The organism is Paraburkholderia strydomiana (assembly GCF_031456815.1).
GTDB lineage: Bacteria > Pseudomonadota > Gammaproteobacteria > Burkholderiales > Burkholderiaceae > Paraburkholderia > Paraburkholderia caledonica.
Map to the genome: position 1 here is coordinate 372,422 of NZ_JAVDVL010000005.1, position 17,536 is coordinate 389,957.

17 protein-coding genes are annotated in these 17,536 nt (G+C 64.3%); 13 read left to right on the forward strand and 4 right to left on the reverse strand.

Features of this window, described 5'->3' with window-relative positions; all coding sequences use genetic code 11:
• Window positions 1-151: 151 nt before the first annotated feature.
• A complete protein-coding gene (locus tag J2W46_RS16785; RefSeq protein ID WP_310355101.1) occupies window positions 152-2,236 on the forward strand; it encodes a 3-hydroxyacyl-CoA dehydrogenase NAD-binding domain-containing protein in 2,085 nt (694 codons plus the stop codon).
• Between the two features lie 126 nt (window positions 2,237-2,362).
• Window positions 2,363-3,541, forward strand: a complete 1,179-nt coding sequence (locus tag J2W46_RS16790) for an acetyl-CoA C-acyltransferase (RefSeq protein ID WP_088174524.1) — start codon at window positions 2,363-2,365, stop codon at window positions 3,539-3,541.
• 24 nt (window positions 3,542-3,565) lie between these two features.
• Here the strand turns inward: J2W46_RS16790 and J2W46_RS16795 are convergent, their stop codons facing one another.
• Window positions 3,566-4,081: an LEA type 2 family protein gene (locus J2W46_RS16795; RefSeq protein ID WP_020065924.1), complete on the reverse strand. Its 516-nt coding sequence runs from the start codon at window positions 4,079-4,081 to the stop codon at window positions 3,566-3,568.
• 139 nt (window positions 4,082-4,220) lie between these two features.
• Entirely contained in the window at window positions 4,221-4,577 is a 357-nt protein-coding gene (locus J2W46_RS16800) for a hypothetical protein (protein WP_310355104.1), read from the reverse strand.
• Between the two features lie 214 nt (window positions 4,578-4,791).
• On the opposite strand from J2W46_RS16800, the gene J2W46_RS16805 reads away from it, so the two are divergent.
• The 5 genes from J2W46_RS16805 (at window position 4,792) to J2W46_RS16825 (ending at window position 10,156) form a co-directional block, all read left to right on the forward strand.
• The gene (locus tag J2W46_RS16805) at window positions 4,792-6,306 is read left to right on the forward strand and encodes an aminotransferase-like domain-containing protein (RefSeq protein ID WP_310355106.1); all 1,515 of its coding nucleotides are present in this window, start codon (window positions 4,792-4,794) and stop codon (window positions 6,304-6,306) included.
• A gap of 201 nt (window positions 6,307-6,507) precedes the next feature.
• Window positions 6,508-6,996, forward strand: a complete 489-nt coding sequence (locus J2W46_RS16810; protein WP_310355108.1) for a PaaI family thioesterase — start codon at window positions 6,508-6,510, stop codon at window positions 6,994-6,996.
• A 138-nt stretch (window positions 6,997-7,134) separates the two neighbouring features.
• Window positions 7,135-8,133 (forward strand): NADP-dependent oxidoreductase, encoded by a 999-nt coding sequence (locus tag J2W46_RS16815; RefSeq protein WP_310355110.1) that lies wholly within the window; start codon window positions 7,135-7,137, stop codon window positions 8,131-8,133.
• Between the two features lie 85 nt (window positions 8,134-8,218).
• Window positions 8,219-9,112 carry an SDR family oxidoreductase gene (locus J2W46_RS16820; protein WP_310355112.1) on the forward strand — a complete coding sequence of 298 codons (894 nt, stop codon included), beginning with the start codon at window positions 8,219-8,221 and terminating at the stop codon, window positions 9,110-9,112.
• A gap of 87 nt (window positions 9,113-9,199) precedes the next feature.
• A complete protein-coding gene (locus J2W46_RS16825) occupies window positions 9,200-10,156 on the forward strand; it encodes an alpha/beta hydrolase (RefSeq protein WP_310355114.1) in 957 nt (318 codons plus the stop codon).
• A 13-nt stretch (window positions 10,157-10,169) separates the two neighbouring features.
• On the opposite strand, the gene J2W46_RS16830 is transcribed toward J2W46_RS16825, so the two are convergent.
• Window positions 10,170-11,051 carry an NRDE family protein gene (locus J2W46_RS16830; protein ID WP_310355116.1) on the reverse strand — a complete coding sequence of 294 codons (882 nt, stop codon included), beginning with the start codon at window positions 11,049-11,051 and terminating at the stop codon, window positions 10,170-10,172.
• A 120-nt stretch (window positions 11,052-11,171) separates the two neighbouring features.
• Entirely contained in the window at window positions 11,172-12,284 is a 1,113-nt protein-coding gene (gene ygfZ / locus J2W46_RS16835; RefSeq protein WP_310355118.1) for a CAF17-like 4Fe-4S cluster assembly/insertion protein YgfZ, read from the reverse strand.
• A 77-nt stretch (window positions 12,285-12,361) separates the two neighbouring features.
• Here ygfZ and mltG point away from each other — a divergent pair, with 77 nt between their 5' ends.
• The 6 genes from mltG to J2W46_RS16865 all read left to right on the forward strand — a co-directional run bounded on the left by mltG (window position 12,362) and on the right by J2W46_RS16865 (window position 17,390).
• On the forward strand, window positions 12,362-13,372 hold the full coding sequence (gene mltG, locus J2W46_RS16840) for an endolytic transglycosylase MltG (RefSeq protein WP_310355120.1): 1,011 nt from the start codon (window positions 12,362-12,364) through the stop codon (window positions 13,370-13,372).
• On the forward strand, window positions 13,372-13,992 hold the full coding sequence (gene tmk, locus J2W46_RS16845; RefSeq protein ID WP_088174516.1) for a dTMP kinase: 621 nt from the start codon (window positions 13,372-13,374) through the stop codon (window positions 13,990-13,992). Before mltG ends, tmk begins: the two co-directional genes overlap by 1 nt.
• A gap of 94 nt (window positions 13,993-14,086) precedes the next feature.
• Entirely contained in the window at window positions 14,087-15,121 is a 1,035-nt protein-coding gene (locus J2W46_RS16850; protein WP_310355121.1) for a DNA polymerase III subunit delta', read from the forward strand.
• Window positions 15,122-15,214: 93 nt separating this feature from the next.
• Window positions 15,215-15,739, forward strand: coding sequence for a GNAT family N-acetyltransferase (locus J2W46_RS16855; protein WP_204520761.1), 525 nt, complete (start codon window positions 15,215-15,217; stop codon window positions 15,737-15,739).
• Between the two features lie 69 nt (window positions 15,740-15,808).
• Window positions 15,809-16,603: a TatD family hydrolase gene (locus J2W46_RS16860; protein WP_310355123.1), complete on the forward strand. Its 795-nt coding sequence runs from the start codon at window positions 15,809-15,811 to the stop codon at window positions 16,601-16,603.
• Between the two features lie 109 nt (window positions 16,604-16,712).
• Complete coding sequence (locus J2W46_RS16865; RefSeq protein WP_310355245.1) at window positions 16,713-17,390, forward strand: ankyrin repeat domain-containing protein; 678 nt, start codon at window positions 16,713-16,715, stop codon at window positions 17,388-17,390.
• The last annotated feature ends 146 nt before the right edge of the window (window positions 17,391-17,536 follow it).

Genomic DNA, 17,536 nt, shown 5'->3' on the forward strand with positions numbered 1-17,536 from the left:
TTCTGCCTGCTGACACCGGAACGGCCGACCTGAACGTGAGACGAAGGTTGGAGCACTGAAGCCAGACACAGTGGTCTGGTGGACCCGGACGGGCGGCGCGCGCTGCGCCGCCTCATCTCAAGGATGCGATGCATCGCACGGAGGCAGGCAGATGGCAGTGGACTACACAACCCATGACGGCGTGGCCGTCATCACGCTGAACAATCCTCCCGTCAACGGCCTCGGCCTGTCGACCCGGGCGGGGATCGTCGAGGGCATCGAGCGCGCGCAGAACGATGCGGCCATCAAGGCCATTGTGCTGACGGGCGCGGGCAAAGCCTTTTCGGGCGGCGCCGACATCACCGAATTCAATACGCCGAAAGCCACGCAGGAGCCGACGCTCGCCACCGTCATCAAGACCGTTGAAGGCAGCCCGAAACCGGTGGTCGCCGCGATTCACAGCGTCGCGATGGGCGGCGGGCTCGAACTCGCGCTAGGCGCGCACTACCGGATCGCCGCGCCCGGCGCGCAGATCGCGTTGCCCGAAGTCAAGCTCGGTATCTTGCCGGGCGCGGGAGGCACTCAGCGTCTGCCGCGTGCGATCGGCCTTGAAGCGGCGCTCAACATGATCGTTTCCGGCGCGCCTGTCATGTCGCAGGACCTCGCCCGATCGGGTCTCTTCGACGAACTCGCGGACGGCGATCTCACCGAAGCGGCGCTCGCGTTCGCGCGCAAGGTCGGCGCAAAAGAAGGCCCGCATCCGAAAGTGCGCGAGCGCAAGATCGAGCATCCGAACGCCGAAGGCTTCATCCAGTTCGCGCGCAATAGTGTCGCAACCGTCGCGAAGAATTTCCCCGCGCCGCTCAAATGTATCGACGCAGTCGAAGCCGGCGTGAAAAACGGCTTCGACAAAGGCCTCGCGGTCGAGCGCGAATGCTTCGTCGCGCTCGTGCAAACGCCCGAGAGCCGTGCGCTGCGTCACGCGTTCTTCGGCGAGCGCGCCGCGAGCAAGATTCCCGACGTGCCTGCCGATACGCCAGTGCGCGAGATCCGCCAGGTCGCCGTGATCGGCGCGGGCACGATGGGCGGCGGCATCGCGATGAATTTCATCAGCGCCGGCATTCCCGTCACGCTGCTCGAAACGAAACAGGAGGCGCTTGACCGCGGCCTCGCCACGATCCGCAAGAACTACGAAGCAACGGTGAAGAAGGGCAAGCTCAAGCCCGAAGCGCTCGAAGAGCGGATGGCGCTGATCACGCCCACGCTTTCGTACGACGACCTGAAGAACGCGGACCTGATCGTCGAAGCGGTGTTCGAGGAACTCGGCGTCAAGGAGCAGGTGTTCAAGCGTCTCGACGAAGTGGCGAAGTCCGGCGCGATCCTGGCGTCGAACACGTCGACGCTCGACGTGGACAAGATCGCCGCGTTCACGAGGCGGCCGCAAGGCGTGGTCGGCATGCACTTCTTCAGCCCGGCCAACGTCATGAAGCTGCTCGAAGTGGTGCGCGGCAAGGAAACCGCGAAAGACGTGCTCGCCACCGTCATGAAGCTTGCGAAGAAGATCAGGAAGACGGCGGTGGTGTCGGGCGTGTGCGACGGCTTCATCGGCAACCGGATGATCGAGCAGTACATCCGCCAGGCGCTTTTCATGCTCGAAGAGGGCGCGCTGCCCGCGCAAGTCGATCGGGCCATTGAAAAGTTCGGCTTCGCAATGGGACCGTTCCGCATGAGCGATCTGGCCGGCAATGACATCGGCTGGGCGATCCGCAAGCGCCGCTATGAAGAACATCCGGAGATGCATTATTCGAAGATCGCCGACCGTCTGTGCGAGACGGGGCGCTTCGGCCAGAAAACCGGCGGCGGCTGGTACGACTACAAGGCGGGCGACCGCACCGCGCATCCGTCGAAACTGGTCGACGACATGATCGTTGCTTACTCGAACGAAACGAACACGCAGCGCCGCAAGATCGGCGACGACGAGATCGTCGAGCGTCTCGTATTCGCGCTCGTGAATGAAGGCGCGAAGATTCTCGAAGAAGGGATTGCATCGAAGCCGTCGGACATCGACATGGTGTATCTGACCGGCTATGGCTTCCCGCTGTATCGCGGCGGCCCGATGCTGTACGCGGACACCGTCGGCCTCTACAACGTCGAGCGCGCAATTCGCCGCTACGCATCGCAGCCGAATGGCGACGCGTGGCAACTGGCGCCCAGCATCGCCGAACTTGCGGCTCAAGGCCGGGGCTTTAACGGCTGACGCCGCACACGGCACACGCCGCTCATATCGAACGACAGCGGTGGCGCGCGTTATTGCGGCGCGGCGGCGATATCGCCCGCACGAAACGCACGCGCCACCCTCGCCATCTATACGCAGGAGACTCGCATGACTGACGCCGTAATCGTATCGACCGCACGCACGGGGCTCGCCAAATCGTGGCGCGGCGGTTTCAACATGACGCATGGCGCGACGCTCGGCGGGCACGTAACGCACGCTGCCGTCGAACGGGCGAAGCTGGACCCGGCGCGTGTGGAGGACGTGATCATGGGTTGCGCCAATCCTGAAGGCGCGACGGGCATGAACATCGCGCGGCAAATCGCGCTGCGCGCCGGCTTGCCGGTCAGCGTGCCGGGCATGACGGTGAACCGTTTCTGTTCGTCGGGATTGCAAACCATCGCGCTGGCCGCGCAACGCGTGATGGCCGGCGAGGGCGACGTATTCGTCGCGGGCGGCGTCGAATCGATCTCGTGCGTGCAGAACGAGATGAACCAGCACATGTTGACCGACGGTTGGCTCAGCAAGAACAAGCCGGAAATCTACTGGTCGATGTTGCAGACCGCCGAGAACGTCGCGAAACGCTATTCGATTTCGAAAGAGCGTCAGGACGAGTACGGCGTGCGCTCGCAGCAGCGCGCCGCAGCGGCGCTGGAAGCCGGCAAGTTCAAGGACGAGATCGTGCCGTTGACGGTGCTCGCGGGCGTCGCCGACAAAGCGACCGGCCGGTTGTACACGAAAGAAGTGACGGTCAGCGGCGACGAGGGCATTCGCGCGGACACGACGCTCGAAGGCGTATCGAAGATCCGCACCGCGCTGCCGGGCGGCGTCATCACGGCGGGCAACGCGAGCCAGTTCTCAGACGGTGCGTCCGCTTGCGTGGTGATGAACGCGAAAGTCGCGGAGCGCGAAGGGCTGCAACCGCTCGGCATTTTCCGGGGTTTCGCGGTGGCCGGCTGCGAACCGGACGAGATGGGCATCGGCCCTGTTTTCGCCGTGCCGAAATTGCTGAAGCAGGCAGGTCTGAAAGTCGAGGACATCGACCTGTGGGAACTGAACGAAGCGTTCGCCGTGCAGGTGCTGTATTGCGCCGACAAGCTCGGCATTCCGCATGACCGTCTGAATGTCAACGGTGGCGCGATTGCGGTCGGCCATCCGTATGGCGTGTCGGGCGCGCGGCTCACCGGGCATGCGCTGATCGAAGGCAAGCGGCGCGGCGCGAAGCTCGTCGTGGTGACGATGTGTATCGGCGGCGGGCAGGGCGCGGCGGGGCTGTTCGAAGTCGCTTGACGGCGTGGTCAGCAGAGCGCGTGGTCAGGGCAGAGCCATGCCCGTCGAGGGCAGGCTCAACGCGCCCTGATCGACGAAGCGCGTTGTGCCGGTCAGGCCGCCGGCGAGCTTGCCTCGCATGATGTACGGAATCTGGCCCGACTGCGCGGTGCTGCCCTGCATCACACCGGCGAACGCGAACGCCTGGCGAACGGCGGAAAACGCGGGCACCGTCAACGGCACATTGACAATGGTTTCGCCGAAGCGCGGCACGGTGCCGCTCTGGTCGCTGACGCCGCTCGCGAACGGCTTGCCGTTCAGTTCCAGATCGAGCGACACGCCATTGAAGCTGATCGCTGAATCGTTCGGATTTTGCACGCGCAGTTTGACGTTGAAACGCATCTCGAAACCTTGGCTGTCCATCGGTTCGATGCCGGCGACGCTCACGCGTAACGGATCGCCGAAAAATCCGGCGCAGCCGCTCATCGTAAGCGCGAAGACAGCGCATAACGCGGTCATGCGGCACAAACGCGCGCTGAACAGCATGCGGACGAAGGACATGGCCGGCACCTCGAAGAGCGGATGGGGTCATGCATTGTAGCTGGCGAACTTCGGCGCGCGGGCGCTTCTGATGCGGCTTCTCGAGAGGGTCAATCAGGTACCGCTCGTGTTTAGTCTTATCTTCGTCTCATGCTTCGTCTTAAGCAGCGCGCCGCAGCGTCGCTTTCAGGAATGCGGCTAACCAGAGCAGGGTTCGACCTGTCGCGCTGCTGCCTCTGTTTTCAGGAAGCGTCGGTTGCACCACGAAGGCAGCGGCCTGCGCATCCGCGGCACTAATCGATACCATGCCGTGTTGCCGCACGATGAAGCACTGGCCCTCGTGCAAGGTGACGGACGTCAACGGAACGGCATCGCCGAGCCACGCAAGCGAATGATCGCGAAACGCCAGTTGCAGATCGCCCTCAACGGCAACGACGGTGCTTCTTGCGCGCACGTCCTGCAGGGCGACTTGGCCGACAGCGAGGCGGGACAGATTGGCGTTGGGGCGAGTTGACATGACCGTTTCCTTAAGACCGTTTGCATGCCATCCAGCATATTGAGCAGGTGCCCTTGAAAACAGTCGCAGTTATCGGCAATCTGAACCGCTACAAGACGGCGGTTTGGCGCGCTGTATCGGTCGAAATGCAAGGAACGTGTATCTGTCGCGGCGCCGCCGCAGTGCGCACCATCGGTTGATGAGCCGATCCACCTACATGCAACCGGACACCCCTATGGACACCGTCATGCAGTCCGAGCGCGCGGACCTCGCGCTTAAGGACGTTTCGCCGGCGAGCGAGCCGCTTTATCGCCAACTGGCCGGCCACTACCGTCGTGCAATCCGCAACGGCGTGCTGCGTCCCGGCGAGCGTATGCCGTCGATGCGCGCATTCATGCAGCGCCACGGCGTAAGTCTCGCGACGGCGACCGAGAGCTATCGCGTGCTCGAACGCGAAGCCCTAATCGAGGCGCGGCCGCGCGCCGGCTACTTCGTGCGCGCTTCGCAACGCGCTGCGTTGCCGGCGGCGTCGGAGCCCGATCTCGCGGCCCTGCCGCAGGCCGCTCAGTTCGTCGGTATTCACTCGGCGATATCGGCGATCGTTTCGCAATATCAGCGCTATCCGGACGCATTCAATCTCGGCGGCGCAACCGCTTCGGCTGACCTTTATCCGACTGACGCATTGCAGAAAGCCGCGCTGCGCGCGTTGCGCAGGCGGCCCACATTGCTGACCGCGGTCGGGCCGGACCAGGGCGACCCGGCGTTACGCGCGATCATTGCGCGCCGCGCGCTCGAAGCGGGCATTCAGATCGGCGCGGACGACATCATCATGACGCACGGCGGCATCGAGGCCGTCAATCTTGCGCTGCGAGCGGTGACGCAACCGGGCGACACCGTTGCCGTCGAGTCGCCCTGTTTCTTCGGTTTGCTCCAGGCGCTGGAAAGCCTCGGGCTGCGCGCACTCGAAATTCCGGCGAGCCCGACGAGCGGGCTTGCCATCGAGGCGCTCGAATTCGCGTTGCAAACGCATCCCGACATCAAGGCCGTGGTGGTCGTGCCGAATTTGCAGAATCCGCTCGGCAGCGTGATGCCCGATTCGCACAAGGCGAGGCTGGTCGAACTGTGCGCGCGAGCCCGCATCGCGCTGATCGAAGACGACCCATATCGCGAGCTTGTCGACAGCGCGCAGCCGCTGCGCTCGCTGAAGGCGTGGGACACCGACGGCACCGTGATCCACTGCACGTCGTTCAACAAGACGCTCGCGCCCGGCATGCGGATCGGCTGGATCAACGGCGGGCGCTGGCATCCGCGTATCGGCATGCTGAAGTTTGCGCAGTCGCGTCACAACGAACAGTTGTCGCAAGTCGTGCTTGCCGAGTTTCTCGAAACGAACGCGTACGAACGGCATTTGCGGCGTTTGCGCGATCGCTTGAGGCTGCAGCGTGAGCGGATGTCGGCGGCAATCGGCACCTCCTTTCCCGATGGAACGCGTTTTACGCCGCCCGCTGGCGGTATGTTCTTCTGGATAGAGTTGCCGCACGCGGTGTCGTCGGCCGCGTTGTTCGATGCCGCTTTGAAGCAACGCATTCGCGTGATGCCGGGCACGGTGTTTTCGAACGCGGGCCGCTTCGATCGGTTCATCAGGCTCAGTTGTCCGAGCACGGACCTCGAACTCGCGGATGAGGCGGTGCTCAAGCTCGGCCGGCTTGCGACAGCGATGGCCGCGCGCGCGGCGACGCAAGCGGCGTGAGCGCACCGCGCCCGTTGAATACGGTGAGGCCGCTTAGCCCGCTTAGCCCGTCGAGCCGAAGTGCCGCTCGATACCGCACAGTGCCATAGCGGGTATCATTTCCTCTCCTTTGGCGCGGTGCTCCGTCGCGTGCATGCTCATGTTTGCACATCATTGCGAGTTGCACCGCCCTCATGTCAAGACAAGTCCACTGAAGCCGCAATGACCGAATCATCATCTTCATCCACCGCGACGGGCGCGTCGCTGCCTGAGAGTCCCTTTGTCGACCGGCTCGGCGCTGAGTTGGTGTCGGCGGCGGACGGCGTCAGTGAAGTGACGCTGCCTTTGCTGCCCGAGCATATGAACACGTGGGACGTCGCGCACGGCGGTGTAACCATGACGCTTGCCGACGTTGCGCTCGCGATGGCCGCGCGCAGCCTCGCGGGCGACGGTGTCGGCGTGGTCACGGTCGAAATGAAGGTCAACTTCATGCAGCCCGGCCGCGGTGAGTTGCGCGCGACAGGCCGCGTGCTGCACCGCTCCACGACGATGGCGTATTGCGAAGGCGAGATCCGCGATAGCGAAGGGCACTTCGTCGCCAAGGCGCTCGGCACGTTCAAATACATGCGCCGCCTTGCCGTGGGCCGCGACGTGACGCGTCAACGCTTGCGCAGCGACCCGTCGGCGAAACCCGGTCCTAGCGACGGCTGAGCACATGCGGCGTTTCGCTCCGCATTGTCCGCGCGCAGGCCGGGTGCACGGCTCGCTGCAACCGTAGCGATATGCACCCGGCAACCTGTAGCCGGTCTTCATAATCAGCAGAAGCAGCAAAATTAAGGAGACGATGTCATGCCACAGATCAACCGTCAGCTCGTGCTGGCTTCGCGGCCGCAAGGCGCCGTGACGCCCGAGAACTTCCGCCTCGTCGAAACGCCCCTTGCACCGCTCGCCGATGGCGAAGTGCGCGTGCGTAATCACTACCTGTCGCTCGACCCGTACATGCGCGGTCGCATGAACGACAGCAAGTCGTATGCGCCGCCTCAACCGCTCGACGAAGTGATGATCGGCGGCACGGTTGGCGAGGTCGTCGAATCGAAGAATGAGAAGTTCGCGGTCGGCGACAAGGTCGTCGCAATGTTTGGGTGGCAGGAGTACGGCACGTCGAACGGTGCGGGCATTCAGAAAGTCGACGACACGCATGTGCCGCTGTCGGCTTATCTCGGACCGGTCGGCATGCCGGGCGTGACGGCGTGGTACGGACTGAACCGGATCATCGCGCCGAAGGCCGGCGAGACGGTCGTGGTCAGCGCGGCAAGCGGAGCGGTGGGCAGCGTGGTCGGCCAACTGGCGAAAGAAGCGGGCGCGCGCGCAGTGGGCATCGCGGGCGGTCCGCAGAAGTGCCGCTACGTGGTGGAGACGCTCGGCTTCGACGCGTGCATCGACTACAAGGCGGGCAACCTCTATCAGGACCTGAAGGCGGCGACGCCGAACGGCGTCGATGGTTGCTTCGAGAACGTCGGCGGCGAAGTGCTCGACGCGACGCTTGCACGCATGAACCCGTTCGGCCGGATCGCCCTCTGCGGATACATTGCGGGCTACGACGGCCAGCCGGTGCCGCTCAAGCACCCGTCGCTGATATTGACGCAGCGTCTGCTCGTGCAGGGCTTTATCGTCAGCGAGCATATGGACGTCTGGCCTGAAGCGCTCAAGCAGCTTGGCACGCTGGTCGCGCAGAAAAAGCTGCACTATCGCGAGAGCATCGCGCAAGGGCTCGATGCGGCGCCCGAAGCGTTCATCGGCTTGCTGAAAGGCCAGAATTTCGGCAAGCAACTTGTGCGATTGATCTGATGTGAGGGCATGGCGGCGGCTGGCGGTTGGAAGCGTATGGAGCCGCACTTGCAGCCGCGTTTGCAGCACACAAAGGAGTCCACGGATGTTCGAATTTGCAGGCAAGGTCGCGGTCATCACCGGCGCGGCCAGCGGCTTCGGCCTCGCGTTTGCGCAGAAAGGCGCGGCGCTCGGCATGAAGCTCGTGCTCGCCGACCTGAATCCCGACGCGCTCGCGCAGGCCGTCGATACGTTGCGCGCGGCGGGGGCCGACGCGATCGGCGTGCCGACCGACGTGTCGAGCGCAACGCAGGTCGAGGCGCTCGCGCAAGCCGCGCTCGATGCGTTCGGCAAGGTGCATCTGTTGTTCAACAACGCGGGCGTGGGCTCGGGCGGCTTGCTGTGGGAGAGTGCCGCCAACGACTGGTCGTGGGTATTCGGAGTCAACGTAATGGGCGTCGCGCACGGCGTGCGTGCGTTTGCGCCGATCATGCTGGCGCAGAACGAGCCAGCGCATATCGTCAACACCGCATCCGTCGCGGGGCTGCTGTCGCCGCCCGCGATGGGCGTCTACAACGCGTCGAAACACGCGGTCGTGTCGCTCACCGAGACGCTGTATCACGACCTGCAGATTGCGCAGTCCGGGCGTGAGGCGAGCCGCCGCGTCGGCTGTTCGCTGCTGTGCCCCGCGTTCGTGCCCACAGGCATCGCCGATGCCGAACGCTCGCGGCCCGTTGAACTTCGCAACGAGAGCCGCCCGACACGCTCGCAGATCGCCGCGGGCAAGCAACTGCAGCGCGCGGTGCAATCGGGCAAGCTCAGTGCCGCCGATGTCGCCGGCATCACGTTCGAGGCTATCGCCGAGCGCCGTTTCTATATCATCACGCACCCGGCCATCATGGCAACGGTGAGACTGCGTCACGAGGACATCGAGCAGTTGCGCGATCCCACCGATCCGATGTCGCTGAAACCCGATGTCAGGCAGGCGGATTCCGACTAGCGCCGTTCCGCCGTTCGGTGCGCGCAGTGCCGCGTGCGCCTTTTCAACCTGCGGCGCGTATGCGCCATTTAACGTTACCTGCGTCACATGCCGCTGAACCCGAAGATCGAGCAGGTGCTCGACATGATCGCGCGCGCAAAGCGTCCGAAGCTCCATGAGATGACCGCGCAAGCGGCGCGCGCGTCGTATGAGAAGAGTGCGCCGATTCTCGAGATTGCGAGCGCGCCGATGTTTGCCGTCGAAGACCTGCGCGTACCGACGCGCGACGGCGCAACGATTCGCGCGCGTCTTTATCAAACCGTCGAGCCGAGCTGGGCCGAGCCGGCTCCGGCGTTGATCTACTATCACGGCGGCGGCTTCACGGTCGGCAGCGTCGATACGCACGATGCGCTGTGCCGCATGTTTGCGCGCGACGGAAAATGCGCGGTGCTGTCAGTCGATTACCGGCTCGCTCCCGAACACAAGTTCCCGACCGCCGTCAACGACGCTTTCGACGCGCTCGTCTGGCTGCATGCGCACGCCGCGGAATTTGGCATCGACGCCGGGCGGCTTGCGGTAGGCGGCGACAGCGCGGGCGGCACGCTCGCCACGGTTTGCGCGGTGCTCGCGCGCGACGCCGGCATCGCGCTCTCACTGCAATTGCTGATCTATCCCGGCACGACCGGCTATCAGGAGACCGATTCGCACTCGCGACTTGCCGACGGGTTCCTGCTGTCGGGCGAGACAATCCAATGGTTTTTCGATCAATATGTCCGCGACGCGAGCGATCGCGACGACTGGCGCTTTGCACCGCTCGACGGCACACGCGGCGCACCCGAGTTCGGCGGACTCGCGCCTGCCTGGATCGCGACTGCCGAATACGATCCGTTGAGTGACGAAGGCGATGCCTATGCGCAGAAGCTGCGCGACCATGGCAACGAAGTCACGCTCAGGCGCTATCCGGGCATGATCCACGAGTTCTTCAAGATGGGCGGCTTCGTGCCCGATGTTGCGCATGCGCACGCGGAGGCCGCGGCGGCATTGCGCAGGGCATTCGGCGAGTAATGATTACGCGAGATTACGCGATTTGCGGCTCGACGTTGAATGCGAAGCTGCGCTCGAAGTCACCCGGGCGCACGATCCGGTGTGAGCCGTTGTCGTCGCTTCGCTCGGCCACCGCCACGCTGATCATCTCCGCGTTCGCAACTACCCGTAACGCCGTCGTGCCGCGCGTGCCGTACTCCGGCGTTTCGATGAATGCCGCCGACAGCGCCCGCTCGCGTTCGAGCGGAATGCCGGTGGCAGGCAGCTCGTCGTCGGGGGCGACGCGCGGGTCGCGCATCAGGTCGATCAGGCGCTCGAGCGGCGGCATCGAGTTGCGCGTTAGGAGCGCGCTCAATTCGGCCCGCTTTCTGACGAGCTTCGGCCACGGGGTGTCGAGCACCGCGTTCGAGATGCCGTGTGTGCCGGGCGTAAGCAGCGCGGGGGCGGCGTTAGAGCGATTGCAATACCAGGCGAGTTCGCGACGCGTCCAGTCGCCGACCAGCAGGTTGAAGCCGTTGTACATGTCGCCGGTCTTCGCAACGCGTTGCAGATAGGCCAGCGGCGTTTCGTGCGGGCTGCCGTTCTCATCGCCGTTCTCCATGCCGTTCTGACTGCCATTCCCGCCGGCGCTGCCCGAAGCCAGCCAGTCGCTGACGAGCGTGCCGCGAGTCGGCGCATCTGCGCGCATCTCGTGCGGCGCGCGGTAGTTGGTCAGCGCAGCAAAACGGCCGTCGCGCGACATGCCGAGCCACGTTCCGCCGCCAAGCAAGTCCCGCCCGGCCAGCACGCCCGGCGCGTCGCTCCACCAGGCGATCGGCTCGGCCGTGCGCCGGAAGAACTCGTCGCGATTCGCGGCAAGCGTGAAGATCGGGCCGTCGACCGCATCGGGTCGCCAGTCGAAGACAATCAGGCACATCGGGGACATCTCCCAATTGGGGACTTCTGAAATGGTATGGCGGGCAGAAGTTCAGGCGAGGGCGCAGCGAGGAAGCGGCGCGTTTTCATCGAACAGCGCCGCGTCGCATCTTCCAGGCGTTCAAACCTCGGTGGGCAGGCCGTACGGAAGCGCGAGGAACTGCAGCGCCGGGCCTTGCGCCTCGCCTAGATGCACCGAGCCGCTTTCGAGCGCCGCCAGCTTGATCTCGACCAGCAGATCGACGCCGCCGTCGTGCGCCGATGCCGCGTTCACCACCATGCCGCACGGCTGGCCCGGATCGTCGGAGTGAAAGAGTTCGGCGCCGGCCTTCGCGGTATCGAGTTCGCCCGCCACGTTGGCGAGAGACGTGCGCCGCTTGATCGTGCCGCGATACTGGCTGCGCGCCACCACTTCCTGACCGGGATAGCAGCCCTTGCGGAAATTGACCGCGCCGAGCACGTCGAAATTGACCATTTGAGGCACGAATTGCTCGACCACCGGCTGCGTAATGCGCGGCTCGCCTGCGCGAATGTCGAGCCAGTCCCAGACTGCGGGCGAAACCTGCTTCAACTTCTCGCGAAGCGGCGGCAAGTGCGCTTCGACTTGCGCCTTCGGGCCGATCCACAGATAGCGCAAACGCTCGAACGCATCGGGCACGCGGATCAGCGAGCCGGCCGCGCCGTCCACCTTTACATGAACGCCGTCGGGCAGCGCGTCGAACACGCCGGACAGCGCCTTGCGGACATCGCCCGCGAGGCCGATCACGGCGAGTTCGCTGCTTGCATCCACGAGCTTCGCCTTGGCGCGCAAAACGAACATGGACAGCCGCTTTTGCACCGCCGCCTGCACGTCTTTCGAGACGAGCAGACGGATCGTGTCGCCGCTGCGCCACGTCAGAAACGATGCCAGCAACCGTCCCTTCGCCGAGCAATAACCGGCGAGACGCGCGTTCGCGGCGTCCAGGTGCTGCGTGTCGTTGGTCAACTGCCCGTGCAGGAAGCTCGCCGCGTCGTCGCCGGTGGCGTCGATTACGCCGAACTGCGTGAGCGCCATGTACGCGCCATGTTCGAGCACTGCGGCGAACTCATCGGCGGACGGACGCGGCAGCACCGGCAGCGCCGTGGCGGAATGCCCCGAGGGCGCGCCGCCGGCGGTGCCAGCAACAGCGCCGGGAGCAGCGCCTGAAGCAGTAGCTGAAGGAGTGCCTGAAGCGGTAGCGAGCGGTGTGTTCATGGATTCCTGGAACAGTCAATTCTGACTTTAGCTAAGGCAAACAAGTATTATATGCAGTCCAACCCAGTCACGTTTTCATGTCCCTCTTCAAGAAATGTTTCGTCGCCGGCTCGATTATCGTCGTGCTGGCCGCAGCCGCGATTGCTGGCGGATACCACTGGGCCAATAGCCCGCTCGAGCTGAACCCCGCGCAACTCGACGTCACCGTCAAACCGCACAGCAGTCTGCGCAGCGTCACGCTGCAGCTGAACCGCGGCGGCGTGCCCGTCGAGCCGGAACTGTTCATCGTCATGACGCGGCTGCTCGGTCTTCAGAGCGAACTCAAGTCGGGCAACTATGAGTTCAAGACCGGCATCACGCCATACGAAGTGCTGCAAAAGATCGCTCGCGGCGACGTCAACGAATACGTCGCGACCGTCATCGAAGGGTGGACGTTCAAGCGCATGCGCCAGGAACTGGACGCCAATCCGGCGCTCAAGCACGACAGCGCCGGAATAAACGACGCGCAACTGATGAGCGCGATCGGCGCGCCGGAAGCCTCGATCGGCAACGGCGAAGGGCTGTTTTTCCCGGACACCTACCTGTTCGACAAGAACACGAGCGATCTCGACGTGTACCGCCGCGCCTACCGGCTGATGCGAACGCGCCTCGACGAAGCGTGGGTCGCGCGCTCGCCGGATCTGCCGTACAAGACACCGTATGATGCGCTGATCATGGCGTCCATCATCGAGAAGGAAACCGGCAAGAAATCCGACCGGGCAATGGTCGCCGCCGTCTTCGCGAACCGTCTGCGCGTGGGCATGCCGCTGCAAACCGATCCGACCGTGATTTACGGTATGGGCGAGAGCTATAACGGCCACATCCGCAAGAAGGACCTGCAGACTGACACTCCCTACAATACCTATACGCGGATGGGTCTGCCGCCGACACCTATCTCGCTGCCGGGCGTGGCCTCGCTGCAGGCGGCGATGAACCCGGCGCAAACCAGCGCGTTGTACTTCGTCTCGCGCGGCGACGGCAGCAGCATCTTTTCCGACACCCTCGGCGATCACAACAAGGCCGTGGACAAATACATTCGAGGGCAATAATGGCGCGCGGCAAATTCATTACATTCGAGGGCATAGATGGCGCCGGCAAGACGACGCATCTGGCCTGGTTCCGCGAGCGGCTGGAACAGAAGGTGGCGGCCAGCGGCCGCGCGGTCGTCATGACCCGCGAGCCGGGTGGCACGCCGCTTGGCGAGCAGATCCGCGAGATCGTGCTGCATCAGAAGATGGATCTCGAAACCGAGGCGCTGCTGATGTTTGCGCTGCGCCGCCAGCATCTGGCCGAAGTGATCGAACCGGCGCTCGCGCGTGGCGACTGGGTGCTCTCCGACCGCTTCACCGACGCCACCTTTGCCTATCAGGGCGGCGGCCGCGGGTTGCCGCGCGACAAGCTCGAAACGCTGGAGCGCTGGGTTCAAGGCGGCTTCCAACCCGATCTCACGGTGCTGTTCGACCTCGCGCCCGAAATCGCGAACGAGAGGCGCAGCGCGGCGCGCGATCCGGATCGTTTCGAGAGCGAATCGACCGCATTCTTCGACCGCACCCGAGCCGAATATCTGCGGCGCGCGGAAGAAGCGCCTTATCGATTCGCTATCATTGACTCTTCGCAGAGCATTGCGCGAATCCAGAAACAACTTGATGAACTTCTTGCAAGTCTTTGATCATAAAACAATATAAGCGAGTGTTATTTACCGACGAAGAACTCATGCAATACATCATAATTCGCGTTCAACTGACTGATCAGAAAGAGAAAAGATGATTTATCCGTGGCAAGCCGATGACTGGAATCGCCTGCAGCAATTGCGCGACCACTGGCCGCACGCCTTGCTGCTGCACGGGCAGGCGGGCATCGGCAAGCTGCGCTTCGCGCAGCATCTCGCGCAAGGTCTGCTGTGCGAGGACCAGCGGGACAACGGCGAACCGTGCGGCGCATGCGTCGCGTGCAACTGGTTCACGCAAGGCAACCATCCCGATTACCGTATCGTCGTGCCCGAGGCGCTGGCCGCCGAAGCCGGCATCGGCAACGGCGCGGACGAGAAAGCCGAAAAAGCCGATGGCGACGAAGGCAAGAAAACGCGCGCACCGAGCAAGGAAATCAAGATCGAGCAGATTCGCGGCTTGCTCGACTTCGTCGGCGTAGGTTCGCACCGCGGCGGCGCCCGCGTGGTCGTGCTGGCTCCGGCGGAGGCGCTCAACATCGCGGCGGCCAATGCGCTGCTGAAAACGCTCGAAGAGCCGCCTGCGGGCGTCGTGTTCCTGATGGTGTCCGCGCGGATCGACCGGCTTTTGCCCACCATCATCAGCCGTTGCCGCCAATGGCCGATGAGTCTGCCCGCGCCCCAGGCCGCGACCCAGTGGCTCGCCGCGCAAGGCGTGGCGGAGGCGCCGGCGCTGCTCGCCGAAGCGGGCGGCGCGCCGCTGACCGCACTCGCGCTCGCTAGCGACGAAAACCGCACGTTGCGCGACTGGACGCTCAAGCAACTGGCCGCCGGCCCGGAGTGCGACGCCTTTGCATGCGGCGACGCGCTGCAAAAGCTGCCTGTGCCGCTCGTGCTCGGCTGGCTGCAGCGCTGGATGTACGATCTGCTCGCGCAGCGCACCGCGGGTGCGCCGCGCTATTTTCCGCAGGCGTCGGCGGCGCTGACGCGCTGTGCGTCGCAAGCCGACGCGAGCGCGTTCGCCCGCTTCATGCGCGCCGTAACGCGCCAGCGCGCCGTCGAAAATCATCCGCTGAACGCGCGGCTCGTGTTCGAGGAACTGTTTCTCGGTTACCGCGAGCTTTTTGCATGACGCGAGGCGGCGTTCCGCACGCGCGGCGAGCGTCGTTTCCACCCGATAGCGCTTTACCCGTTAGCCGGTTCTTCAATTCAATCTGAAAGCACCATGAACCTGTCTTACCGCGATGCCACGCTCGACGATCTGCCTGCCATCGTCGCCATTTACAACTCGACGGTGGCCTCGCGTCAGGTGACCGCCGATCTCGAACCGGTCAGCGTAGAAAGCCGTGTTGCATGGTTTCACGCGCATGGGCCGCAGAAACGCCCGCTATGGGTTGTAGAAGACGCCGAACAGCCGCACCGTGTGATCGCCTGGCTGAGCTTTTCGGATTTTTATGGCCGTCCGGCCTATCAGCGCACCGCCGAAGTCAGCATCTACCTCGACGAGCGCGCGCGCGGCAAGGGCCTCGGCAAGCAGTTGCTGGCGGCCTCGCTGGCGGCGGCGCCGGCGCTCGGCATCGACACCGTGCTGGGATTCATCTTCGGTCACAATGAGGCGAGCCTGCGCCTGTTCCGCGGCTTCGGTTTCGACACATGGGGCTCGCTGCCGCGCGTGGCCGTGCTGGACGGCGTGGAGCGCGATCTGGTGATCCTCGGCAAGCGCCTCGACGCGCAAGGCGCGGCAGCCTGACCGAGTCGGGCCACGCTTTGGGCCACGCTTAGGGCCATTCCTCGGGCCATTCATTTGCAGGACATGATCATGTTTGTCGATTCGCACTGTCACATCAATTTCGAAGGACTCGCCGACCGCCTGCCGCAGGTGCTCGAGAATATGCGAAGCCACTCGGTCACGCACGCACTGTGCGTGTCGGTGGACCTGGAAACGCTGCCGTCCGTGCTGGATATCGCGAGCCGGCATGAGAACGTGTACGCGTCGGTGGGCGTGCATCCGGATCACGAGGACATGCGCGAGCCGAGCGTCGCGGAACTCGTGGAGCTGGCCGGGCATCCGAAAGTGATCGCAATTGGCGAGACGGGGCTCGACTACTACCGCCTGGAAGGCCGCTCGATCGCCGATATGGAATGGCAGCGCGAGCGTTTTCGCACGCATATCCGCGCCGCGCATGCGACGGGCAAGCCGCTCATCATCCATACGCGCTCTTCGTGGGAAGACACGTTACGCATCATGGCCGAGGAGCGCGCGAGCGAGCCGGGCGGCGTGATGCATTGCTTCACGGAGCCGTGGGCCGTGGCCGAACAGGCGCTGGCGCAGAACTTCTACATCTCGCTGTCGGGCATCGTCACGTTCAAGAGCGCGACGGATGTGCAGGACGTCGCGCGCCGCGCGCCTCTGGAGCGCCTGCTGATCGAAACGGATTCGCCTTACCTCGCGCCGGTGCCGTATCGCGGCAAGCCTAATGAACCTGCGTACGTCAGCTATGTCGGACGTTTCATCGCGCAGCAGCGCGGCATGACGGACGAGGCGCTCGCGGCCGCAACCACGCAGAATTTCTTCCGCCTATTCAAGCTTTCCGCGCCGATCGGTGCACTGTGAAAGTGAATAAATATCAAGAGGATAGGGCACAACCCTAAAGTAAAATATGATCACTAGTTCCCGTTTCTCCGACGCGCGCCAAGCCGCCCAAACGGCCCGCGCCGCATGCATGTCGGCGCGCCGCAGCTTCGCGCGCGCCGCGCTGGCGGCCACGGTGGCGTGCGCCGCGCTGAGTTCGCTGATCACGGCACCGGCCCAGGCTGCGCCGATCGATTCGCTGATCAAATCAGTCAAATTCGACGACGTCGACGGCGTCAAGAAACTGCTCGCCAAGGGCATGGACCCGAACAGCGTCGATAACCAGGGCATGCCGCTCCTGGTGCTGGCCGCGCGCGAGAAGTCCGACAAAGTCGGCGCCGCGCTGCTCGCAAATCCGAAAACCAACGTCGAGATCGAAGACAAGGCCGGTGAAAACGCCATGATGATGGCCGCGCTGAACGGCGACATCGACTTCGTCAAACAGTTGATCGCGAAGGATGCCGAAGTGAACAAGAAGGGCTGGGCGCCGCTGCACTACGCGGCGGCAAACGGCCACGACGACATCGTGAAGCTGCTGCTCGACCATTCCGCCTACGTGGACGCAGGGTCCCCGAACGGCACCACGCCGCTCATGATGGCGGCGCGCGGCGGCCATGTGTCGACGGTGAAACTGCTGCTCGACAACGGCGCGGACCTGACGGTCAAGAACCAGATGGGACTCACCGCACTGGATTTCGCGAAGACCTATAAGGAGCCGGACGTGGTCGAAGGTCTGACCGCGCGTTTGCAGCAGATGCAGCAAAAATAGAGCGCGCGGCGCGCCGGCATGCGCCGGTGCGCACCGCCCATTGCCTGGAGATCGCGGCTGCCGGCCTGCTGCCGCATCGCAAAACAGTGCAGAATGACGACTTTGTTGCGGCGCGTTCGCGCGCCGTCCGGATGCGGCAACAGACC